Genomic DNA, 25071 nt, shown 5'->3' with positions numbered 1-25071 from the left:
GTCACTCTCCCAATGCGTGTACGTGAACTAAGTGAACCATATGACCAGACCGCAGCTATTCTTGATGTTCGGTTCAGTCCGTCCAGTCGACATCTGTTGTTTTATGGCCGTCTTTTGAATGACTCCCGAATTCTGGCCAGGGATGACCGGGGGCGATGGGCAGAAGAGCCACTGAACTGGTCCGATAACCGCGGCAGTCGGGTAATTACCGAGGCAAACTTCAGTGCTTGCAGCAATCGCCTGTTAACCTGCAGCAGTGAGGGTTACGTTAACACCTTGCGACCTGCTGACAACTGCTGGAAAGAAGTCGGCAAGGAAACTTTGCCGGATCAAATGGTCAAATTCAGCCCTTCAGGGAACTATATGGTGACCAGTGAGGGGGGCGAACCGGCAATCCTCTGGCGCATGAACGCCAATAATAATGGTTGGCTAAAAATGGAAGTTTCCGGCCTCTCCCCCGGAGTATTGGTGGGTGGCATCCAGTTCAGTCCTTCGGAGCGGTACCTGGCACTGCGCACGATGGATAAAACGACCATATTATCTCTGGATGATCGTGGAGTCTGGTCAGCACAGCATTCAATATTAACAAGATGGCTTATTGATTTAGCCTACTTCAGCCCAGTGGAAGATCAGCTTCTGGTGCTTATTGATAAAAATTCTAACCATCCCGGACGGGTCTCAATTCACAGCCCGGAACCATCGGGGAAATGGCAAGAGACGGTGATCTTCCCGGAGTTCCTTGATCTTCAATTCAGCTCTACCGGTAAATACCTGTTCACTAAATCTAATACAATTGGTGGTCCGATGCCTTGCGAGGATGTGCTGCTATGGCGCAGACCGGAAAATTGGTCTGACTGGTCGCTGAACCAGTGTCTCTCGCCGCAGTTGAGTTCCCCATCAAGGCTTGAATCAGCAATAAGGCTCAAGCATGATTTCGCTGTGAAAAAGGCGCTATTCAGCCCGTCTGACAGTCATGTGCTGACCACCAGCTATAGTGCGGAAAGCACAATCTGTATCTGGGAGAAGAGCCAGGCAGGGATATGGTCAATTCAAACCATCACCAGGGAGGTCACCGCAGACTTCACCAGCTTTAGCCTCTCAGGTCTTCATGCGCTGACTTGCAACGATCACATGGTAGGAATTCTGGGGCGCAACGATCAAAAGCAATGGCAACTCAAAGGGAGTATCAAGCAAGACGGTATCCAGATGGCATACTTCAATCCAACATCAGAGCATGAAGTGGTGGTCCTTAGCGTAACTATGGATGGCGACATGGTGAATATCACTCTACAAGTCTGGGAAATAAGCGATTCAGGCAAGCCGATTCCGGCAGCATCATCAACCCAAAGCAGCAATGAAATGGTGAAGGCACTACCGAATGAATGATGGCTTACATCAATCATCATCTCTACCAGCAGGAAAGCAGCTATTCATTTGCTTCTGAATCAGGATCAAACCGGGAAGTTATTTTGGGGCAGATCCCAAGGGTCAATAATGTTCAGCGCAGGAAACTGGCAACACAAATGTTCATAACGATGGTTTGTCACCCTCTGTCATTTAAAGCTTTAGCCACAGAGTCACGGAGACACAGAGGAAAAGCTTTTTTTCTGTTCTCCCTGTCTCCGTGGCAATTTTCTTTCACGGCAAATAAAAGCCCGATACTGCTTTTTCAATCGAGGGACCGGTATGCTACAGCGTGCTCTGGGAGGCTGCCAGGGAACTTCCTTTTTTCGGGCTTGTCAATTTGAACAATGAATCAATGATTTCAATAATCTTGGCATTGTCGGCAATAGCGCGTTTAAGAGTGGAGCAAGACCATGAGCTATCCTGTGTCTTCAGGTGCAGCAGGCCTTTCAATGATGCAGGATTGGCCTGTAAATCAGCCTGAAAAAACGACTCCCGCCAACACCCTGCCCGCTATCGCACTCCCAGAGCCAGGCCCTCAGAATCAGGCCCCGCAGAATCAGCCTTTGCAGCAACGAAGGATTACCGAACTCCCTACTGAACTTCTGGTCATGATTTTTGACTGCCTTGAATTCGATGATATCCGGCAGGTCAATGCAACCTGTCTTGCCTTCAGGGAAGTGGTTAAAGAATTTAATTATATTCAGGAACTGTCTTATTTTGCCCGACTTCCCCAATACTTCCGGGAACAGTACCAGAAAGCGGTTCCATGGCAGAAAAAATACCTGCACTTGCATCCATTTGCTGCGTCAGCACCCCTCAACAACCGAGCGATATCGTTCAGAGAGAGAAAAGTAAAGAACCTGCCACAGGCACCAGCACTACTGTGCCTCAACACATTAGGAAGGATGGAACAATGCCCGGCTTACCATCTGGTTGAGCGCTTTAAAGTTGCGCTCCCTCTGCCTGCGAGGCTTGCAAATAGTCAGGCTGGTATTCCTCATGATGTTTGCTTCAGCTCGTCCGGTTGTCATTTGTTGTTTTATGGCTACCATTTGAATGACTCTCGACTTCTGGCCAGAGATGATCGGGGGCAATGGGCAGAACAGCACTTGAATTGGTCCGATAACAGTGAGCGTCGGATAATTACCGTGGCAAACTTCAGTGCTTGCGCAAATCGCCTGTCAACCTACAGCGAGCACCATTGTGTTAATACCTTACGACCTGCTCACAACGGTTGGGACGACGTCGGCACGGTAACTTTACGGTCGGATCAGGATGTCGAATTCAGCCCTTCGGGGAAATACATGGTGGCCTTTAGCCGCAACAACCCGGTAATCGTCTGGCGCATGAATGGAGATGATGGTTGGCTGAAAATGGAAGTTCGCGGCCTCGACCCGGAAACGCCAGCTGTTAGCGCCCTGTTCAGTCCATCGGAGCAGTATCTGGCACTGGTTCACGATATGCAAATGACGATGTTAGCTCTGGATGATCATGGCGCCTGTTCAGCGCAGCCGTTGGAGTTATTAACAGAAGGTCGTATTAAATATGCCACATTCAGCCAGATGGCGGATCAACTTCTGGTGGGTATTGACGGAGCTTGTCCCCATAGCAGGCGGGTCTCAATTTATCGCTCAAAGCCATCGGGAATATGGGAAGAGACCACAATTTTTCCGGACTTCCGTCCAGTTTACTTCAGCCCCGCCGGTAACTACTTATTCACTAACATTGGACGTGATGTGCTGCTATGGCGCATGCCGGAAGAATGGTCTGACCGACCGCAGGACCATCTTCTATCACCGCCGCTGGAGGCCGCAAGAGCGGTGTTTGACTCAGGAATAAAGCTCCATCATCCTTTCCGTGTGAAAAGTATCTTGTTCAGTCCGTCTGACCGCCACATACTGGTTAGCTGCAAACAGGACATTAATTATTTCATTTGGGGGAAGACCCAGGCAGAAGAATGGTCTCTTCAAACCCATTCCAGGCAATGCTTACCACTCGCCAGATACCGCTTTAGCCTGTCTGGCCTTCATGTATTGATTCACAATGGTTCGACGATACAAATCCTGGGACACAGCGATCAAGAACGCTGGTCACTCAAGGGAGTTATCAAGCAAGAGGGTATAATGCAAGCCTGCTTCAATCCACTGGCAGACCATGAAGTGGTGGTCATGAGCTTTACTACGGATCACGGCATTCCCGTTATCACTCTGCATATCTGGGAAATAAGCGATTCGGGCAAGCCGATTCCGGCAGCATCATCAACCCAAAGCAGCAATGCAAAGAACAAAGTTCAATAATTTTCAGCGCAGGAAGACCGGCAACATAAATTAAAGCTTCTATACTGCTTTTTCAATCGAGGGACCGGTTATGCTACGGCGTGCTTGAGCCACCTGCATAATTGCATGGATTGATATGATATATCCAGAAGGTTTCCAAATGCTCGTTACAACTTCTGCCGTGCCAAACGATTTCCCCTTCCAGTCAGGGGCTTCGAGCTCTGCGAAAACGTCAAATGGAACAGGTATCGCTGTTTGTCAGGCCCACACCAGATGCCATCATGATTCCGTTCAACAGCCTGAACACAAGGCGATTTCTGACTACAGGGTAAGGCAACTGGCCGGTGATGCCTTGCAGACCGGAAGAAAACTGGTGCGCAGTGCGGTACATTTTGCCTTCAGCCAGGTAATGAGCTCACCCTATATTGGCGCCGTAGCGCCGGGGCTTAAAGAAACACTGCTCGGGTTGGCGGTATTGTATAGTCAGCAGCAGCCGACTCTGGCAGCGTGCGCTTCCGGGCAATTCCAATGCAACAATAACATATGTATTAATCCGGGATGGCAGTGCGATGGCGATATTCAATGTTTTGACAGCTCGGATGAGCAGGGTTGCACACAGGACAAGTGTAAAGAGTTGGGGCGGTTTATCTGCGACAACAACAAGTGTATTAACCCCGAATTGCAGTGCGATGGGGATAATAATTGTGGTGATAACTCGGATGAACAGGGATGCACACAGGAGAAATGTGAAGCGCTAGGGCGGTTTATCTGTGACAACAAAGAATGCATTAACCTCAGTTTGCAGTGCGATGATTATGATGACTGTGGGGATAACTCGGATGAGCAGGGCTGTACAAAGGACAAATGTGAAGAGTTAGGGCGGTTTATCTGTGACAACAAGGAATGTATTGACTCCGAATGGCAGTGCGATGGAGATAAGGATTGTAGTGATAACTCGGATGAACAGGGATGCACACAGGACAAATGTGAAAGGCTTGGACGTGATTTCCACTGCGCCAACGACATATGTATTGACACCGGATTGCAGTGCAATGGATTCAATGATTGTTATGATAGCTCGGATGAGGATGGATGCACACAGGACAAATGTGAAATGCTGGGGCGTGATTTCCACTGCGACAACAACCAATGTATTGATCCCAAAGGGCTGTGCAATGGGTATGATGATTGTCATGATAGCTCGGATGAGCAAATGGTTTTATGCAGCCCTGTAACCAGCTCATCAAGCAACTCTTCAAGCAACCCTGCAACCAGCCCAATACTCAATGCTACCGATACGGGTCTTGAAGCATCAGCCGAACCCTCCCCTTATGCCTGGCTTGCATTACCCGCTGTTTTGGCAGCAGGTGCAGCCGCTGCCTATGGAGTTTGCACCTATAAAAGCTACAAAACCCTCCGGCAGGGAAATCCGAACGCACCAACAACACCTTTATTATTGAACGCACTCAGGCATCCGTTGCAATTCCGACAGTCTCATCATCAACCCGAAGCAGCAATGGAACTGCATACTCTTTCCGGAAGCGCTAAAAGGGCGGTGGCACTACAGAACGTATGATGGCTCAAATCAATCATCATCTCTTCCAGCAGGAAAGCAGCTATTCATTTGCTTCTGAATCAGGATGTAACCGGGAAGTTATTTTGGGGCAGATCCCAAGGACAAAGGTCAATAATGTTCAGGGCAGGAAACCGGCAACATAAATATAAGCACCTATACAGCTTTTTCAATCGAGGGACCGGTATGCTACAGCGTGCTCGAGCCACCAGCATACCGGCATGGATAATTACCCGGCAGGCTGTCTGGGAACTTCCTGTTTTCGGGTTTGTCAATTTGAGCAATGAATCGCAGTAGCGCGTTTAATCGCAGTGGCGCGTTTAAGTGGAGCAAGACCATGAGCTATCCTGTGTCTGCAGGTGCAGCAGGGCTTTCAATGATGCAGGATTGGCCTGTAAATCAGCCTGAAAAAACGGCTCCCGCCAACACCCTGCCCGCTATCGCACTCCCGGAGCCAAGCCCGCAGAATCAGCCTTTGCAGCAACGAAGGATTACCGAACTCCCTACTGAACTTCTGGTCATGATTTTTGACTACCTTGAATTCGATGATATCCGGCAGGTCAATGGGACCTGTCTTGCATTCAGGGAAGTGGTTAAAGAATTCAATTATATTCAGGAACTGTCTTATTTTGCCCGACTTCCCCAACACTTCCGGGAACAGTACCAGAAAGTGGTTCCGTGGCAGAAAAAGTACCTGCGCTTGCATCCATTTGCTGCGTCAGCACCCCTCAACGACAGAGTGATATCGTTCAGGGAGAGAAAAGTAAAAAACCTGCCACAGACACCCGCACTACTATGCCTCAGCACATTAGGAAGGATGGAACAATGCCCGGCTTACCGTCTGGTTGAGCGATTTAAAGTAGCGCTCCCTCTGAATGCGAGGATTGCAAATAGTCAGGCTGCTATTCCTTATGATGTTTGCTTCAGCCCGTCCGGTTGTCATTTATTGTTTTATGGCTACCATTTGAATGACACTCGACTTCTGGCCAGGGATGACCGGGGGCAATGGGCAGAAGAGCACTTGAATTGGTCCGATAACAGCGAGCGTCGGGTAATTACCGAGGCAAAATTCAGTGCTTGCACAAATCGCCTGTCAACCTGCAGCGAGGCACCACATTGTGTTGTTAATACCTTTCGACCTGCTCACAGCGGTTGGGACGACGTCGGCACGGTAACTTTGCGGTCGGATCAGGTTGTCGAATTCAGCCCTTCGGGGAAATACATGGTGGCCTGTAGCAGCAACAATCCGGTAATCGTCTGGCGCATGGAAGATAATGGCTGGCTGAAAATGGAAGTTCGCGGCCTCGACCCGAAAACGCCAGTGGTTACCGCCCTGTTCAGTCCATCGGAGCAGTATCTGGCACTGCTTCACATGAAGCAAATGACGATGTTAGCTCTGGATGATCATGGCGCCTGTTCAGCGCAGCCGTTGGAATTATTAACAGAAGGTAGTATTGATTATGCCACATTCAGTCAGATGAAGAATCAACTTCTGGTGGGTATTGACGGAGATTGTCCCCATAGCAGACGGGTCTCAATTTACCGCCCAAAGCCATCGGGAATATGGGAAAAGACCACAATTTTTTCGGACTTCCGTTTAATTTACTTCAGTCATGTCGGTAACTACTTATTCAGCAACCGTGAACGTGATGTGCTGCTATGGCGCATATCGGAAGAATGGCCTGACCGGTCGCTGGACGATCTTCTATCGTCGCCGCCGGAGGCTGCATCAAGAGGGGGGGGTGACTCAGCAATAAAGCTCCATCATAATTTTCGTGTGGAAAGTGTCTTGTTCAGTCCGTCTGACCGCCACATACTGGTCAGCGGCAGGGACGGCTGTACTTATTGCATCTGGGGGAGGAGCCGGGCAGATGAATGGTCTCTTCAAACCCATTTCAGGCAATGCCCACCACTCACCAGTTACCACTTTAGCCTGTCTGGCCTTCATGCATTGACTTACAATGTTTCGAAGATAGAAATCCTGGGACACAGCGATCAAAGACGCTGGTCACTCAAGGGGGTTATCAAGCAAGATCGTATAATGAACGCCTGCTTCAATCCACTGGCAGAGCATGAAGTGTTGGCCGTGAGCCTTACTATGGCTCACGGCATTCCCCCCGGTTTCACTCTGCACGTCTGGGAAATAAACGATTCAGGCAAGCCGATTCCGGCAGCTTCATCAACCCAAAGCAGCAATGAAATGGCGGAGGCACTACCGAATGAATGATGGCTTAAATCAAACCTCATCTCTGCCAGCAGGACAGCAGCTATTCATTTGCTTCTGAATCAGGATCAAACCGGGAAGTTATTTCGGGGCAGATCCCGGGAACAAAGTTCAATAATTTCCAGCGCAGGAAAACCGGCAACATAAATAAAAGCTTCTATACTGCTTTTAGACCAATTTATCGCAACCGCAGTAGGGCAGCCTTAAGTCCGACAGGCTCCCGGCCACCGGCATACTGGAATGGATTGATATGATATATCCAAAAGGTTTCCCGATGCTCGTTACAACGTATGCCGTGCCAAATGCTTCCCCCTTCCAGTCCGGGGCTTCAAACTCTGCGAAAACGTCAAATGAAACCGGTATCGCTGTTTGTCAGGCCCACGCCAGATGCCATCATGATTCCGTTCAAAAGCCTGAACACAAAGCGATTTCTGACTACAGGGTAAGGCAACTGGCCGGTGATGCCTTGCAGACCGGAAGGAAACTGGTGCGCAGTGCAGTACATTTTGCCTTCAGCCAGGTAATGAGCTCACCCTATATTGGCGCCGTAGCGCCGGGGCTTAAAGAAACACTGCTTGGATTGGCGGTATTGTATAATCAGCAGCAATCAGCGGCGGCGTGCCCTTCTAACGAATTCCCATGCAACAATGGCAGATGCCTTTCACGAAATGACCAGTGCGATGGGTTATATGATTGTTGCGGTGAGCCAGAAGATTGTGATGATCAATCGGACGAACAAGGTTGCACACAGGAAAAATGTACAGAGTTAGGACGGTTTATCTGCAATAACGGCAAATGTCTTGATTATGAAGACGTCTGTGATGGGTTTAATAATGATTGTGGTGATAACTCGGATGAGAGGGAGGATTTATGCGGCCCCACAACCAATCCTACAACCAGCCCTACAACCAGCCCTATAACCAACCCTATAACCAGTCCTGCAACAAACCCTACAACAAACCCTGCAACCAGTCCCGCAACCTGCGCTTCCGGCCAATTTCTCTGCGACACCAGCAAATGTATTAAGCCCGATTGGCTGTGCGATGGAATTCTAGACTGTATTGATCGCTCGGATGAGCAAGGATGCACACAGGAAAAATGTGAAGAGTTAGGACGTGGTTTCCTCTGCGACGGCAGCGCCTGTATTGATCCCGATTGGCAGTGCGATGGCGATTCAGACTGCATTGATCGCTTGGATGAGCAGGGATGCACACAGGATAAATGTGCAGAGCTAGGTCGTGGTTTGCTCTGCGACAACAGCACCTGCATTGAGCCCGACTTGCAGTGTGATGGAGATCCGGGGCTAAGTTACCGTTAATGGTTGGAAGCACCAATGTTCAGTAATTCTGCTGATCAACCGGCCAACAGTTAATTTTTTTGCTGCCGTCAGTTCTCGCCTCCAGGCCAGATAATGGGGAAGGTAACGAGTTGCAACCCCTTGGAATACGCCGCCAATCCAGCGTTTTAAATGACTGTGATAAGAATTTACAGTCTGGATGTGGTAGATGCCTTCAACAACATGTTGACCTGCTGATGTCACCAGCTCCTTGAAGACAAATCCAAGCTTGTCAGCAAGTTTTTCGTGAGCGAGGTGTGCATCCGCACAGACCGTGGCCTGTATCGATATGCGGCCATTTAAATGCCTGCACAATTCATTAGCACTTTCGTTTTCTAATACACCGTCAACGGTATTTCGATTACGGTCCCGAGCCACCATTACCGGGACTTTTCGGGCTTTGTTGGGATCATTACCCCGCTTTCGGGTTGGCCGTGGAAGGCCTTCTCTTTGCCCTTTGAAGGATTCACGGAAAAATGTTTCATCAAGCTCAGTAATGCCACAAAGCTCTTCTGCTTGATCATTATTAATCACTTCAAGAAAGCGGTGACGCCAGCGGAACGCAGTTTTCAAGTCAATGGCATTCTCAGCAGCAGCTGGTCGCAAGACCATAGAGTGAGTCATACCTGCGAGGTACTTGTTCCATTTTTCAGGGTGCCTGAGCCTTGCCAAAGGCGTTCCACTAAAGGCGTTAAACGTTGAGTCGCAAGTCTTGCAGTGGTAGCGCTGTCGGCCATTTCGTATGCCCCAGCGACCAACGCTATGGCTTTTGCATTTGGGGCACCTGGGGTTTTCGGCAAATTGGGCAAGTATGCTCTTTTCTACGTCAGGTGTTGCATTATCGTTATTGGGTATAGATTCACTGTAAACAGGTTCAGAGTCAGTGGTTTCTACTACCTCGGTAACCTCTATTTGAGTACTAAGGAGCGAGTTGTTAAGAATGTCTCGCTGTTCACTGGTTAATGTTGAAATGGAATCAATAAAATTCTGGAAGAGTTCAGATTGCATATCACTCCCCTACAACGTAGATTTTATGGGAGTTTAGCTGATTCAACCATTAACGGTAACTTAGCCGAGATCCGGACTGTACTGATGGCTCGGATGAGCAAGCGGTTTTATGCAGCGCTGTCACCAGCGCTCCTAACGGTCCTGTCACCAGCTCCTCAAACAGCTCTGGCACCAATGCTATCGATACGGAACCTGAAGCCCCGGCCGAAACCTCCCCTTATCTCATGTATGCTTTACCCGCTGTGTTGGCAGCAGGTGCCGCTGCCTATGGACTTTGCACCTATAAAAGCTACCAGGCCCTTCGGCGGGAAAATCCGGGCTCACCAACAACACCTTTATTATTGAACGCACTCAGGCACCCGTTGCGATTCCGACAGTCTCATCATCAACCGGAAGCAGCAATGGAGCTGAAGACTCGTTCCGGGAGTGCTAGAAGGGCGGTGGCACTCCAGAACGTATGATGGCTCAAATCAATCATCATATTCTCCTGCAAAAAAGCAGTTATTCATTTGTTCCTGAATCAGGATGAAACCGGCAACCTGAATAAAAGCACCTATACTGCTTTTTCAATCGAGGGACCGGTTATGCTTCGATGTGCCGGGCCACGAGCATACTGGTATGAATTGATATGAAATTTCCAAAAGGTTTCCGAATGCTCGTTGCAACTTCTACCGTGCCGAACGCTACCCCCTCACAGTCCGGGGCTTCAGGCTCTGCGAAAACTTCAAATCGAACAGGTATCGCTGTTTGTCAGGCTTGCGCCAGATGTCGTCGTGAGTCCATTCAAAAGCCCGAACACAAAGCGATCTCTTGCTATAGGGTAAGACAACTTGCCGGTGATGCCTTGCAGGCCGGTGGGAGGCTTGTGCACAGTGCAGCAGGTTTTGCTTTCAGCCAGGTGATGAATTCACCCTATATTGGTTCTGTAGTGCCGGGTCTTAAAGAAACACTGCTCGGATTGGCGGTATTGTATAACCAGCAACAGTCGACGGTGGCGTGCGCTTCCGGGCAATTCCAATGTAACAATGGCGAATGTATTGCCCCAGGGTGGCAATGCGATGGAGAAGATGATTGTGATGATGCATCGGATGAGCAAGGGTGCACACAGGAAGAATGTGAAAGCCCCGATTTTTTTTCCTGTGACAACAAGGAATGTATTAAACCCGGTTTGCAGTGCAACGGGTATGATAATTGTGGTGATAACTCGGATGAGCAGGGATGCACACAGGACAAATGTGCAGAGTTAGGGCGGTTTATCTGTGACAACAAGGAATGTATTGACCCAGTATGGCAGTGCGATGGGGAAAATGATTGCAGTGATAGCTCGGATGAGCAGAGATGCACACAGGACAAATGTACAGAGCTAGGGCGTGATTTCCACTGTGACAACAACCAATGCATTGACCCCAAAGGGCTGTGCAATGGGTATGATGACTGTTTTGACCGCTCGGATGAGCGAGCGGTTTTATGCAACTCTGTCACCAGCCCTGCAACCAGCACTATCACCACCAGCCCTGTCACCAGCCCTGTCACCAGCTCTTCAACCAGCCCTGTAACCTATGCTACCAATACTGATCTTGAAGTACCAGCCGAACCCTCCCCTTATGCCTGGCTTGCATTACCCAGTGTTTTGGCAGCAGGTGCAGCCGCTGCCTATGGAGTTTGCACCTATAAAAGCTACAAAACCCTCCGGCAGGGAAATCCGAATGCACCAGCAACACCTTTATTATTGAACGCACTCAGGCACCCGTTGCAATTCCGGCAGTCTCATCATCAACCGGAAGCCGCAATGGAACTGCAGACTCGTTCCGGAAGTGCTAGAAGTGCTGAAAGTGCCGTGGCACTCCAGAACGTATGATGACTCAATCATTCATTACCCTGAACAATCAATAGTAACCCTTTCAGAACAGCGCATCGATATGACTGAGCAGTGCTCTTGACTGATCAATCACGCCCAGAGCCGCCCGGGTTTCACCTTGTTGCAAATGCGCCATAAGCTGCTGCTGATAAGCCTGTGATAGTCGTTGGTCGATTTCCTGCGAGCCGGAAGCGATGCTGTCAATGTCATGATCCACGGATTCACGCTTATAAAGCGCAGCAAACGCCGCCTGCAGATCAGCATACATCTGGCTGGCACTTTCCCGCAAAACCAAAGCCTCCTGAACCTTGCCATCGTCCAGTAACTGAAGGACGGTCTCACGATACTCTTTGCCTAAAGCGATGGTATCAAACCGGTCAGCCTCCACGGCCTCACTTCCTGTAGAAACCGGCGGTGTATAAGCAGGCTCTGGCGCAGCACTGCCACTGTAGGCAGCAGTCAGTGCCATGGCTTCCAGGGTAATCACGCCCTGATCACTGGCCGTCGCCACTACATCGTTGGTAGCCGGAGGCAAAGTACCACGGACCTTGGCATACTCCTTTTCCATATCGAGAACCGGAATCCTATGGCTGCGCCCATCGTCACTCATATTAACGACAATGTATTCGACAGGGGGCAGTAGCGGGTCGCGATTATCCACCACAAAACTGTGATAAAAATATTCTTGTCCGAGCAGGCCCGGCTTCTGATAATGCAAAGCGGTGGCTGGCAGGGTTTTAACCAGCTGGTAGTTCTTATCCAGCAGCTGCACCTGCGGCATAAACGCCGAAGCTTCCCGGCCAAATTTCCCACGTTTAATCTGACTTCTGATTTTGAACCGGTAGGCGCCATATCCGGGGAGCTTCCAGCCTGTAACAACAGAATCACTGTTAGCAGTTTTCAGCGTTGCCGATTGATCCGTCAGCCTGATTGTCTGTTCAATAGCTTCGTCGTATATCTGCAGGGGTTGATAGTTCAGGGTCTCTAAAGAGTAGTAAGCAGCCACAGGCTCTTTAGTTGCCGGGGCTGTCACCGAATCATTGGTTGCACAGCCAGCCAGTAAGCCTAGAGCCAGGCACAGCGCTATTTTTTTCATCCGATCACTCAATGGGTAAAATCAATTGGCCAGGGCCTGCATTGTATCGGTATTAATCAGAGGGCGAGCCTGAAAACGATTACAGATTCAGAGATTTTTGATATATGGAATTGTCCTGAAATAACTTCCCTGTTTTCAGTCCCGGGCTTCGTTCGGACTGAGCTTGTCGAAGTCCGCTGGCACCACCCTTCGACAAACTCAGGGTGAACGGAAATAGGGAGATAATTCAGGGACAATTCCTATATCAGTAGGGCCTGTTGTCGACTCCTTCAGGAAGCCGACAAACAGGATAGCAATGGTAAGGAGGCAAGGATCAGGAGCCAGACGCTACTTCGCCTTCCGGCAGCCACCCAGGTTGGCAAAGAACTGCTGGTTCTCTTTGCTGGCAAGCATTTCACCAATACTCTTAGGTAGACGACGACGCCAGTTTGGGTATTCACTACTGGTGCCCGGTACGTTAACCGGAGAATCAATCATCATCACATCTTCCAGCTGGAAAGCCGCTATCTGCGAAGCCGACAGGGCCAGGTAATAGCTGAATTTCTCCATGATTTGACGACTGAATGCCGGTGCAGTATTTCCCTGCAGGTCAACGCCTTGCGGAAATTCCCCCAACTCCGCCAGTGTGTTCAGAACCGCCTTGCGGGCCTGTTCACGGGCATCGTGGTCAGCAGCGGCCCGCTGTTCAGAATAAAAGCCCAGGGATTCCATCAGGTCGATATCTCTGCCATCCCACCAGCCTTTCAGGGTTGGTGTGTCATGGCATACCAGCATCGCCAGGGCTTTTTCACGATACTCATCGGGTGACGTATAACGATCCTCATTCTGTTGGAAAATACCCATCACACTGCCGTACATTCTTGCCGGTGGCAAACTGTCAGTGATCTCCTGTGGCACCACCCCCAGGTCTTCACCAAACACCAGGCACTGCTGGCGATGACTTTCCAGCTTGATAATGCCCAGCAAATCCTGCAGCGGGTAGTGAACGTAGCAGCCGTAACGGGCGCCTTTTCTCTCATCGCTGTTTTCCGTACTGCTATTCGGACACCACCAGAGGCGGAACAGCCCCATGGCATGGTCAATACGCAACGCACCGCAGTTACGCATATTGTTGCGGATCAGCTCAACAAAAGGCTGGTAACGCTCTTCTTTCAATACCACCGGGTTGAACGGGGGCAACCCCCAGTCCTGCCCCATCGGCCCCAGACCATCCGGTGGAGCACCAGTGCTGGCTTCGAGAACAAATAAATTCCGATCCGCCCAGACATCTGCACCGTTGCTGTCTACACCCACTGCAAGGTCACGGTAGAGGCCGACCAACATACCGGCATCTTTGGCTTTTATATGAGCCGCGTGCAGCTGCTCATCCATCAACCACTGCAGGTATTTGAAGAACGTAATCCGTGCCTGATGCGCTTTGGCAAAGGCCTTGACCTCATCACTGTCCGGCGTCTGGTAAGCCTCTGGCCAGCAGCGCCAGCCCCAGCTGTTAATATCACTTTTCCTGAAATGCTCAAACAGTGTTTCAAACAGGGCAAACTGATCCAATCGCTCACCCCTGGACTGGCAGAAAGCCGTGTACGCCAGATCCCGGTCGGTTCCCTTACCCAGATGTTGTTCGGCAAACTCATTAAACAACAGTTCCAGTACCGACATTTTCAACGGTGCAACCTTGTCGTATTCAACAAAGTCGGTACTGCGCAATTGATCAATCAACCCCCGGTGTTGCGCCACCATCTCCCGGGCTGCTGCACTGTCTGCGTACTCCGCTACCTGCTCAGGATCAATGTACAGCACATTATCAAACAGGCGGGTCGATGGACTGTAAGGCGAGCAGTGCAATGGGTTGGATGGATACAATGCATGCACCGGGTTCAGGCCAACAAAATCAGCCCCCTGCCCCCCCATACCCGCAGCCAGATCACCCAGATCGGTCAGGTCTCCCATCCCCCAGTTACGCTCAGAGCGGACCGTGTATAACTGAATACCGGAACCCCAGATTTTAGCGCCCTGCTTCATGGCTTCCGGTTCATAGCAGACTTCCGGTACCACAATCAATCCGGCTTCTGCGGTCAGCCCTTTACCCTGAACGGCCAGGTTGTGATAACCCAGCGGCAGGTATTCCGGTACTGAAACCTCAAGGGCGATATACTCTTTGCGCTCAAGCTTCACGGTTTCGGTCACAATAGCCGTCGACAGGTCAGCATGATGGATAACCTGATCGCCGTTTTCCAGCGTAATGTTCAAATCAACAGATGATGGCCGTTTACCTTTAGAACAGCGCAGAACAAAGGAGAAGCCTTGCCCCTGATGTACAACAATCACCGGCGATAAGGGAGACTGCCACAGGTTCAGCTGCTCAGCGGTGATTGCCCGTTGCAACGCAGCATTACTGCTAACGTCATAGCCCATAGCAGCCAGCAGTGGAATTTTGTTCTCAGTGTCGATCGCTACCGGAGTACCATCCCAGTCCTGATAGCCGCTGGCCATGCCACACAGGTCACCCAGGTGGTCAATTAATTGGTGATCAAGCATTGTGTTTCTTCAAAAGTCGGCCGGCAACCCATCAGGTTGCCGGCAATTGCACAAGTTAGGTCGGATAAAGCGTCTCTTATTACCACGGTTCTGAGGTTGTCACAAAACCCTCCGAACACTCCGGACATCTCGTTCCCACGCTCTGCGTGGGAATGCATACCGATCCCGCCACAAATACCATACTCGCATGAAGCCCTCGAAAACCCTGCCAGGCAGTAGCTCTTTCTCATGCTGCCAGATCCGTATGCATTCCCACGCGGAGCGTGGGAACGAGGGTTTTGCGACAGCCTCGTAGCGTGGGAACGAGGGTTTCGCAACACCCTCTTATCCGTGGGAATAAGTCATCAACAATATCAGTCAAATGTTGGTGACTTGGTCCGCGAAAACGCCACACCATGGGCATCAAACAGATGACAGTTTTCAGCCGGGACCCCCACATGGAATTCTGCACCGCAATCACGACGCAGGGAGTCCTCTACCCGGGCGATAAACGCCTCGTGAATATCCGGATGGTTCAGGTAGATAAATGACTCATTACCCAGACGCTCAATGGTCTCGATCGTGCCGGTAATGCAGTTTTCTGCCCCATCAGCCTCTTCATGATTCAGCACGTCCTGCGGCCGAATACCCAGGGTTACCTTATCGCCGGGTTTTGCCCTGAGGGTGTCGTTGCAAACACGCAGCTCAGTGCCACACTCCAGCTTGACCCGCGACACACTCTTACCTCGTTCCTCAATCGTGGCGCGGAAGAAGTTCATCTTCGGTGAGCCGATAAAACTGGCCACAAACAGATTGCACGGGTTGTGATACAGCGCCAGTGGTGCACCCACCTGTTCCAGATTACTTTTTGCACCGTCGGCCAGTGGGCTCAGCACCACGATACGATCGGCCAGGGTCATGGCCTCTACCTGGTCGTGGGTTACATAGATGGCCGTGGTCTTCAGTTTATGGTGAAGACGGGACAACTCCTGGCGCATCTGTACCCGCAGGGATACATCCAGGTTAGACAGCGGTTCATCAAACAGAAACAGCCTTGGTTCCTGCACAATGGAACGGCCAATAGCCACCCGCTGACGCTGACCACCGGACATCGCCTTGGGTTTACGATCCAGCAGTTTTTCCAGCTGCAAAATTCTGGCGGCTTCATCCACCCGACGGTTGATCTCGGCCTTGTCCGCTTTCGCCAGCTTCAGGCCAAACTCCATATTTTCCCGCACCGTCATGTGTGGATAGAGCGCATAAGACTGGAACACCATCCCCACACGACGCTCATTGGGGGGCATATCGTTGGAACGCTCACCGTCCAGTTCCAGCAAACCGTCGGTAATATCTTCCAGGCCACAGATCATCCGCAGCAACGTGGACTTACCACAACCGGAAGGCCCGACAAAAGCCACAAACTCGCCATCCTTAATGTGCAGGTTGATGTTCTTCAGAACAAATGTCTTGCCATCATCGTAACTTTTATCCAGTTGAGTCAGCTTTACTTCAGCCATTGTCTCTCTCTTGGTACGCCCGGCATGGGCATGAACTGATGGGGTGAAAGTCCCCTGTGGGAGAACCTACATCTGACTGGCGGTAAAGACGCCTGCTGATGACAACCACTAGCTTAAGGCAAGTGCAGTCCCGCGAGGGGCTGTGCGGAGGCAGTCTGAGTGCAAAGGTGCGAGCCGACGTACAGAAATCGCATATAAGGCTGAGTCTCTGGGCGAGTGAGCCAAGGATCACAAAGCCCTATGGTTCGTGAGACACGGTAAATGCGGCGGTTGTGCACTGAAAGTTCATGTCCTTATCCGGGGAGATCTGTTCAACATGCGATTGGTAATTCCCAGTTCTCAGCCACTGGTTACAACAGGCTCGGCGAACAGGTCTCATCATCCTGTTCGAGCAAACCCGATGGCAACCAATAGCGCCAGCAGAGGTAACTCCGCGTGGTGATTGGACAGAAGTCAGCAGAGGCCATAGTAGCTGTACGACAGAAGCCATTAACGGATGGGAAGTCGTTAGCGAAGGGCCGAACATCGACGACAAAGAGGAGACTGATTCCCTCAAGGCGATGCAGCCGTCCGGCGACTCACCGTACTTGGCGACAGAATCTTTAACCAGCTTTGAACCATGATCTACTAAATTGCGTACTTGAACCGGCTAATCTGGCAAGTGCATGGAAACAGGTCAAAAGCAACAAGGGTGCTCCGGGTATTGATGGAGTCACTATTGAAGCTTATCCAGACTTTGCCAAACAGCATTGGCCTTCAGTGCGTCAAGCCTTATTGGACGGAACCTACCAGCCATCACCCGTGCGCCGACATGTTATAGAAAAGCCGGACGGCGGTGAGCGTTTGCTGGGAATCCCTACCGTGATGGATAGGGTCATACAGCAGGCCATTGTGCAGGTGCTGACCCCTGTCTTTGATCCGGGTTTCTCTCCAAACAGCTTCGGCTACCGACCGGGACGGTCAGCACACGACGGAGTCCGTCAGGTTAAGCAGTTGATCAACCGGGGGCTTCATTACGCTGTTGACGTTGATCTGAGTAAATTCTTTGATACGGTTAATCACGACGTTTTGATGTCGAGGGTCTCCCGTAAGGTCCGCGACAAACGCCTTCTGAAACTGATTGGTAGCTACCTGCGCTCCGGTGTCATGATTGAGGGCAATGTCTACCCGACCAGGGTTGGCATGCCACAGGGTGGGCCTTTATCACCCTTGCTGTCTAATGTGGTCCTCGACGAACTCGACAAGGAGCTTGAATATCGGGGTCATTGCTTTGCAAGATACTGTGATGATTTTGTGATTCTCGTCAAAAGTCAGCGTGCAGGGGATCGGGTGATGCACAGCATTACCCAATTCATTGAACGCAAATTGAAACTGAAGATTAACTCCCGGAAAAGTAAAGTTGTGAAAGCAACAGAAAGCGAATTCCTGAGTTTCACCTTCACAGGGAAGAAAGTTCGCTGGGCCCAGAAGTGTCTGGACCGATTCAAATACCGGATACTCAAGTTGACCAGTCGTCGCTGGGGTGTCTCAATGCAACATCGGTTACGCAAATTGGCACAATATATCCGGGGTTGGATGGGGTATTTCCGGTTATCGGAATATCACCGACCAATTCCCCTGCTGGATCAATGGATACGTCGGCGAATCCGTTGCTGCTTTCTGAAGCAATGGCGCAAGCCGAAAACCCGTTTTAAGAATCTGGTCAGGTTAGGCGTTGATAAAATTAACGCCGCCAAGATCGCAGCCAGCAGCAAAGGGTATTACCGTCTGAGTAAAACCTATGCGGTACAACAGGCACTGAATAACAGTTACCTCGCGAAAATTGGGCTTGTTTCATTGAAAGACTTATGGATCAGGTTTCACCATCATCGTTGAACCGCCCGGTGCGGACCCGCATGCCGGGTGCTGTGGGGAGGGCTGGAGAAAGACCGGCCCTTACCCGATTAAGCGTTTATCTTGTAAACCTTTCTCTGGTAAACGGTATATCCGTTAACCTTTCACACCACCGGCCGTCAAACCGTTGACCAGATAACGCTGGGCCATCAGGAAGACGACAGTAATGGGCATACCGGTCAAAATGGCGGCAGCGGCAAAATCACCCCAGAGGTAGTTCTGGGCATAAAGGAACTGTTTCATCCCAACGGCCAGGGTCAGCTGTTCAACGCCCTGGAGCAGCACAGATGCAATCGGGTACTCACCAATTACACCGATAAACGACAGTACAAAAACAACCGCCAGAATAGGCACAGACAGAGGCAGCAGGATATATCGGAATGCCTGCCAGGGGCTGGCACCGTCGATGTAGGCAGACTCTTCCAGGGCCACATCAATACTTTCGAAATAACCTTTGATCAGCCAGATGTGCATGGTGATACCGCCCAGATAGGACATCACCAGGGCGCTGTGGGTATTCAACCCCAGCCATGGCACCACACTGCCCAATTTGTTAAAGAAAGCGTGGAAAGCCACCAGGGCCAATACTGCCGGGAACATCTGCAGAATCATCATGCTGGTGAGCAGATGGTTCTTGAAACGGAAACGCAACCGGGCAAAGGCATAAGCGCCGGTTGTGGATAGCATCAGGATCAGCGCCGAGGTGGTAAAGCTGACTTTCAGGGAGTTCCACAACCAGGTCAGCACCGGAAACGTTGGCTGAACCACTGTACCATCCGCTGTGGTGTACTCAAATCCCAATACCATCGCCCAGTGTTCCAGACTGGGATTTTCCGGAATCAAACTCCCCGTGGCAAAGTTACCGGTGCGAAAAGAGACCGAAATAATCATCAAAAACGGAAACATCACCAGACACAGCAGCAGAACCATAACGATCCGCGCCGCCCATACCCGATATTTCAGGTTTCGTGGTTGTACCATTGCCATCATCAATACTCCTGTGAGCTGCGGGTGGCCCTGAGGTTAACCCAGGAGATAAATCCGACGATCAGGAAGATCATCGTGGCAATAGCTGAGGCAAGACCAAAGTCCTGTCCTGCGACGAATGCCGTACGGAAGGTGAAGTTCACCAGCAAATCCGTGAAGCCTGCTGCAGTGGTGGTGCCCGGCATCATGGGGCCGCCCGCAGTCAACAGGTCAATCAGTACGAAGTTATTGAAGTTAAAGGCAAAACTGGCAATCAGGATCGGCGCCAGCGGTTTGGCAATATTGGGCAGTGTTATATAGAGCAGGTTATGGACCGGGTTGGCACCGTCAATGGCAGAGGCTTCATACAGATCCTCCGGAATCGCTTTCAGCAGTCCCATACAAACGATCATCATATAGGGGTAGCCAAGCCAGGTGTTGACGATCAGAATCATGGCCCTGGCAAAGGCCGGGTTGGTCATCCACTCCGGACTGATGCCAAACAGCCCTTCCAGGATCATGTTGATCTCACCGAAGTTCTGGTTAAACAGGCACTTGAAAATAAGAATGGAAATAAACGCCGGCACGGCATAAGGCAGGATCAGCAGCACCCGGTAAATTCCCCGTTCTCTCAGTGGTTCCCATTGCATCAGGTTCGCCAGCAACAGGCCGATCACCAGACAGAACAGCACGCTGCCCGCTGAAAACACCACAGTCCAGACAAAAATCTTGAAAAACGGCTCACGGATACCTTTGTCTGTGACCAGTTGAGAGTAATTTTCGCCACCAATATACACAGAGAAACCGGGTGCAACCTGCTCACCCGCTTCGGTCAAATAAAACCCCGTGGTCATATCCGGGCGCAGGATCTCACCGCTTTTAATATCAACCAGATAGTCGTTTGACTGCTCCCGATACTGCGGCGCCATCGCCGCAAATTCACGCAGGGACGACATCACCAGACGAGTATCGTCTTCCAGGATAACGGCCACAGAACCCAGGGCCGAACGCTGCTTCACCACCTCCCGCATGGACAGTTTGTTACCCTTTGCGTAGGCACCTGAACGGGCAGAAACCTCTGTCAGGTCACCATTGAGCACAAAAGTGTCGGAGGTATAAATACTTTTACTGTCGTTTTTATCAGTCAGTTGCAGTTGAAACTGATCGTCATCACGAAAAAGAGCCAGCGTGTAGGTATGGTCGCCTGTTTTTACCAGTTTATTCAGGTGAATTTCCTTGACCCGCTCAAGGCTCAGAATATTGGCAGAACCGTAATTCGTAAACGAAATACTAAAGGTATACGCCATGGGAAAAACAATAAACATGATAATGCCCAGCAAACAGGGATACACGTAGCGATAGCTGTAACCGCGCTTGCTGGTAAAAATCCATGTACCCAGGCTGCCCAGAACCAGCAGGGTTAATGGGAAAAGTATTTCACCCTGGAAATACAGCAGGGCAATAACGTAAAGCAGGGCTAGATCAATCAGGGCAACAAGCGCCCACTTTGGCCCGTTGCCAGACAACAATAATCTGACATTGGCGGGTATGGTCATGGTATTTCTCTCTCCGGGAGGGTTTCAAGCCGGTCATCTGAATGACGACCGGCAGATGTAACGGGTCACGTCAATGTGAGCCTGCGTTACACCTCGTGTTGCATTTTTTAGTTGGCAATCAGCTTGACAGCGTCGTTCAGCGCTACTTCAACGGATTCCTGACCGGTGGTGATATTGGTCAGGGCAGACTGGGTAGCCGACCAGAACTTGCCCATTTCCGGAACGTTAGGCATCAGCAGACCGTTCATCACGTTCTGGTAGGTGGCTTCAATACGTGGGTCCACAGCCAGCTTCTTCATGTAAGCCTTGTGAGCAACAGCACCGAGCGGCTTGTCGTTGTTCAGGGTTGCCAGACCTTCCTCGGTGAGGACGTAGCTCTCAATAAACTCTTTCGCCAGTTCCTGGTTTGGCGAAGCGTTATTCAGAGCAGCGGCCCAGACACCAACAAACGCACGGGATGGGCTACCGTCGATAGAAGGCAGTGGTGCAACACCGTAGTTGATTTTGCTCTTTTCCAGGTTGGCCCAGGCCCATGGACCGGAGATCATCATGGCCACTTCACCCTTGTTGAAGCCGGCTTCCATCACACCGTAGTCAACGCCCCGTGGCATCACGCCCTCATCGATGATTTTGGCCAGCATCTTGCCACCTTTGATGGCACCGGCACTGTTCAGGCCGATATCAGCCACGTCGTAGCCACCGGGTACTTCCTTGAATACGTAACCGCCGTTGGAGGCCAGCATCGGCGTAGTGAAGTAAGGCTGAACCTGGTCCCACATGATAGTGGTGATATCTTTCTTATCCAGCTCTTTTTTCAGATCAAACATCTCTTCAAAAGAGGCTGGCGCCGTTTTGATGATGTCCTTGTTGTAAATAAGACTGATCGCTTCCATGGCCACCGGATAACCGTAGATGTTGCCATTATGGGAAGTAGCCTGCCAGCCTTTGGCTTCGATATCCGCCTTTACCTTATCAGATGGCTTGACCGGTGCCAGCAGACCAGACTGTGCCCACTCACCGAAACGGTCGTGTGCCCACAGAACGATGTCCGGACCTTTACCGGTGGCAGCAGCCTGCTGGAAACGGTCGGTCAGATTCTCAGGAATCTCAACCTTCACCTTGACACCCAGATCTTCTTCAAAGCGCTTACCCACAGTTTCCATACCGTTGTAAGCTTTATCTCCTCCGATCCACACCACCAGTTCGTCATCAGAGAACGCCATGGCGGTGCTTGCCCCCATGGAGATAGCCAGTGCGGAAGCAACCGCTGCGGCAACCGTTTTCTTCATCATCTTCAATCTCCAGCAACCCCGGATCCCCCGGGTTATTAGTGTTAACTACTGTTCAACTTCGTTAGCAAGCCAGCGCAGGGTACTCTGCGAAGGTACTCTGCGACCGGCCAGATCCGTCAAATCGTCCCTATAATCAATGAATCAGCCGTGGAAAAAAATCGAAAAACGTTTACAGGGCAGCACAGGAACTTTTCATATCAAACAATGTCGAACAATTATCGAATGTCTATGTAATTTAAGGAAAACAGTTACTGCATCCATGAATACTGCATCTATGAATAATCAATCCAATCCCGGTGAAGTTTGTCATCGACCTGTTCTTCATATGCCTCCATTGCTGCCTACTAAAGTCAACATGCTGCTTGGTTGCTGTTTCGGTTGTGTGGTCGGGCAGTACTTTGGCCAGCCGGTTTTAGGTGGTCTGAGTGGTGCAACCTGCTGTTTCGCTTCCGAAGTGATGTACAGGATGGAGGCGAGCCTCATTGAAAGAGAGGTAACTTTACAGTCCAACTCCGTTGTTCACATCAACCAACCTCAGCTGCAAGCAGAGCAACACCTACACAGGGACTAGTGCAGAAAGGCGATAATACCCATACAGCCAGACCCCTCGTTCCCATGCTCTGCGTGGGAATGCATACCGGAGCCTGCCAGATGCAAAACAATCTATTTATGCCCGGAATCATGAGAGTTTAATGGAGACCCACTGTTCCACAGAGGCCCGGTATGCATTCCCACGGGGGACCGTGGGAACGAGGTGCAACCCTCCGGACACTCCGGACACTCCGGACATCTCGTTCCCATGCTCCGCGTGGGAATGCATACCGATCCCGCCACAAATACCATACTCGCATGGAGCCCCCGAAAACCCTACCAGGCAGTGGCTCTTTCTCCTGCTGCCAGATCCGTATGCATTCCCACGCGGGACCCACAGGGCCTAAAAGCGTGGGAACGAGGTGTCCTGAGGGTTTTGCGACACCCTCCAGAGCATTGGAGCGAGGGAGCTGGCTGTATGGGTATTAGCGCTTTTTGCACTAGGAGCCTGTCGGACTTAAGCGTCCGTAGCGAGGATTGCGAGAAATTGAGGATAAAAATTTCTGATTCTGAGGAGAATAGCAGGGCTATTTGACGAAGAAGCAGGAATTTTTAGACCAATTTATCGCAACCGCAGTAGGACAGCCTTAAGTCCGACAGGCTCCTAGCTATGGATTATCACTAATCATTGCAACGCCACCACAGCGCTCATCGTCAATTCCCCTTGTGGTCTGGCCACGGCGCAAGAAGATATCCAGCCAGCAACCTCTGGGCGGCTGTTGCTTGATGGCCTCCATCACCAACTCGGCTCCCTGAACGGCAATGCTTTCTATATCCTGTCGCACCGTTGTCAGTGAATGATAGCGATCATCATCGATACCATCGTAACCCACCACCTGGACATCATCCGGTACCCGCTTACCGGTATCCGCCAGTGCCATGGAAATACCGGTGGCAACAATGTCAGAAAAAGCGACAAAGGCATCGGGCTTGATTCCGGATTCCAGCATACCGCGTATACGACGATAACTGTCTAATGCCGGAAGACCGGTATCCACGGATATTTCTATGGCTTCTGAGGGAATCAGGCCGGCTTCCAGCATCGCCTTGCGATAGCCCTGGTAACGCATGCCCGAAACCGCATGGTCACTGTGCAGACACACATAATAAATAGTACGACAGCCATTCCCCAGCAGGTGCGTAGTCGCCAGAAAACCACCCTGTTCATCATTAGAAGCCACCCAGAAATGATCCTCCCGCACATCACCGATACTCACATAGGGAGCCTCCTGGGCCTGAACCTGCTGATAACGGGGATCATCATGGTGCAAGCCAATGCCAATATAGGCTTTGGCCACCGTCATCAGCTCACCTTCAGGGGAAAACTTCACCCGCTTGACCCGGTACCCCTGCCGCTCCAGCTCAATCTTCAGTGCCTCATACACCTTTAAGGCAAAGGGTGAAATAGTGCCCAGGTCCAGCCCCAGCACAACCCCCACCACAAAGGCATCCTGCCCGTGCAACTGCCGGGCCATATAATTGGGTTGATAGTTCAGCTCTTGCGCTGCTGCCAATACCTTCTCGCGGGTACTTTCTGAAACGTATTTGCCGCCATTGAGCACCCGACTGACGGTTGCAATGGATAAACCGGCCAGTGCTGCCACCTGGAGAATGGTTGATTGCCCAGACACTTGATTCCTTCCCAAAGGGATTTATCCCTCTATCAAATAACTGACGTTTATTCGCGATATAACGATTGCTGATAATATATTTTGTTTGCCGTTTTCATCAAAAGACGCAGATCAATAGACGAACAACTTCTTCTAAAAACCTTTTCATATTGCTCTTCACCCCACAAATGCCAAAAAATCCCACTGCCTGTAAAACGTCAACACGTTGTAACGTCTGCTGACAGATTCTGGACGATTTATTTTGTTTCAGGGGGGACTGCAGCAGGCAAGATGGCGAATACACAACAACACACTTGAAGGAATTTGGTTGTGACCAAAGCAAGAATTCTGCCA

16 protein-coding genes are annotated in these 25071 nt (G+C 50.7%); 8 read left to right on the top strand and 8 right to left on the bottom strand.

The annotated features are described in order from the left end of the window. Positions 1-12: 12 nt before the first annotated feature. The 5 genes from MJO57_RS03750 to MJO57_RS03730 all read left to right on the top strand — a co-directional run bounded on the left by MJO57_RS03750 (position 13) and on the right by MJO57_RS03730 (position 8798). Positions 13-1386: a hypothetical protein gene (locus MJO57_RS03750; protein ID WP_252023076.1), complete on the top strand. Its 1374-nt coding sequence runs from the start codon at positions 13-15 to the stop codon at positions 1384-1386. A 431-nt stretch (positions 1387-1817) separates the two neighbouring features. After that, positions 1818-3704, top strand: a complete 1887-nt coding sequence (locus tag MJO57_RS03745) for an F-box/WD40 repeat-containing protein (RefSeq protein ID WP_252023074.1) — start codon at positions 1818-1820, stop codon at positions 3702-3704. Positions 3705-3843: 139 nt separating this feature from the next. Next, positions 3844-5259, top strand: a complete 1416-nt coding sequence (locus MJO57_RS03740) for an LDL receptor domain-containing protein (protein WP_252023072.1) — start codon at positions 3844-3846, stop codon at positions 5257-5259. Between the two features lie 280 nt (positions 5260-5539). Further along, positions 5540-7483: an F-box/WD repeat-containing protein gene (locus MJO57_RS03735; protein WP_252023070.1), complete on the top strand. Its 1944-nt coding sequence runs from the start codon at positions 5540-5542 to the stop codon at positions 7481-7483. Between the two features lie 247 nt (positions 7484-7730). After that, entirely contained in the window at positions 7731-8798 is a 1068-nt protein-coding gene (locus MJO57_RS03730) for an LDL receptor domain-containing protein (protein WP_252023068.1), read from the top strand. Here the strand turns inward: MJO57_RS03730 and MJO57_RS03725 are convergent. Beyond that, positions 8784-9824, bottom strand: coding sequence for an IS1595 family transposase (locus MJO57_RS03725; protein WP_252017335.1), 1041 nt, complete (start codon positions 9822-9824; stop codon positions 8784-8786). The two genes, MJO57_RS03730 and MJO57_RS03725, sit on opposite strands and share 15 nt — an antisense overlap. Positions 9825-10452: 628 nt before the next feature. Here MJO57_RS03725 and MJO57_RS03720 point away from each other — a divergent pair. After that, positions 10453-11682 (top strand): LDL receptor domain-containing protein, encoded by a 1230-nt coding sequence (locus MJO57_RS03720; RefSeq protein WP_252023057.1) that lies wholly within the window; start codon positions 10453-10455, stop codon positions 11680-11682. A gap of 43 nt (positions 11683-11725) precedes the next feature. Here the strand turns inward: MJO57_RS03720 and MJO57_RS03715 are convergent, their stop codons facing one another. From MJO57_RS03715 to MJO57_RS03705, 3 genes are all read right to left on the bottom strand, one after another. Next, positions 11726-12790 (bottom strand): MalM family protein, encoded by a 1065-nt coding sequence (locus MJO57_RS03715; protein ID WP_252023055.1) that lies wholly within the window; start codon positions 12788-12790, stop codon positions 11726-11728. Between the two features lie 315 nt (positions 12791-13105). Then, positions 13106-15313, bottom strand: coding sequence for a 4-alpha-glucanotransferase (malQ, locus tag MJO57_RS03710; RefSeq protein WP_252023053.1), 2208 nt, complete (start codon positions 15311-15313; stop codon positions 13106-13108). Positions 15314-15666: 353 nt separating this feature from the next. After that, a complete protein-coding gene (locus MJO57_RS03705) occupies positions 15667-16809 on the bottom strand; it encodes an ABC transporter ATP-binding protein (RefSeq protein ID WP_252023051.1) in 1143 nt (380 codons plus the stop codon). 612 nt (positions 16810-17421) lie between these two features. Here MJO57_RS03705 and ltrA point away from each other — a divergent pair. Beyond that, positions 17422-18684 (top strand): group II intron reverse transcriptase/maturase, encoded by a 1263-nt coding sequence (gene ltrA / locus MJO57_RS03700; protein WP_252017357.1) that lies wholly within the window; start codon positions 17422-17424, stop codon positions 18682-18684. 114 nt (positions 18685-18798) lie between these two features. Here ltrA and malG read toward each other — a convergent pair whose 3' ends face one another. The 3 genes from malG to malE all read right to left on the bottom strand — a co-directional run bounded on the left by malG (position 18799) and on the right by malE (position 22516). After that, positions 18799-19692: a maltose ABC transporter permease MalG gene (gene malG, locus MJO57_RS03695; protein ID WP_252023049.1), complete on the bottom strand. Its 894-nt coding sequence runs from the start codon at positions 19690-19692 to the stop codon at positions 18799-18801. Further along, a complete protein-coding gene (gene malF, locus MJO57_RS03690; RefSeq protein WP_252023047.1) occupies positions 19692-21224 on the bottom strand; it encodes a maltose ABC transporter permease MalF in 1533 nt (510 codons plus the stop codon). The genes malG and malF overlap by 1 nt, the downstream gene beginning before the upstream one ends. A 107-nt stretch (positions 21225-21331) precedes the next feature. Then, positions 21332-22516: a maltose/maltodextrin ABC transporter substrate-binding protein MalE gene (malE, locus tag MJO57_RS03685; protein WP_252023045.1), complete on the bottom strand. Its 1185-nt coding sequence runs from the start codon at positions 22514-22516 to the stop codon at positions 21332-21334. Between the two features lie 136 nt (positions 22517-22652). On the opposite strand from malE, the gene MJO57_RS03680 reads away from it, so the two are divergent. Continuing rightward, positions 22653-23087 (top strand): hypothetical protein, encoded by a 435-nt coding sequence (locus MJO57_RS03680; RefSeq protein ID WP_252023043.1) that lies wholly within the window; start codon positions 22653-22655, stop codon positions 23085-23087. 628 nt (positions 23088-23715) lie between these two features. On the opposite strand, the gene MJO57_RS03675 is transcribed toward MJO57_RS03680, so the two are convergent. Then, complete coding sequence (locus MJO57_RS03675) at positions 23716-24738, bottom strand: LacI family DNA-binding transcriptional regulator (RefSeq protein WP_252023041.1); 1023 nt, start codon at positions 24736-24738, stop codon at positions 23716-23718. Positions 24739-25071: the final 333 nt, after the last annotated feature.

The organism is Endozoicomonas sp. SCSIO W0465, from assembly GCF_023716865.1.
In the GTDB taxonomy this organism is placed as follows: Bacteria; Pseudomonadota; Gammaproteobacteria; order Pseudomonadales; family Endozoicomonadaceae; genus Endozoicomonas.
The sequence above is the reverse complement of the archived record's forward strand: the minus strand, read 5'-3'. Positions and strand labels throughout refer to the sequence as shown.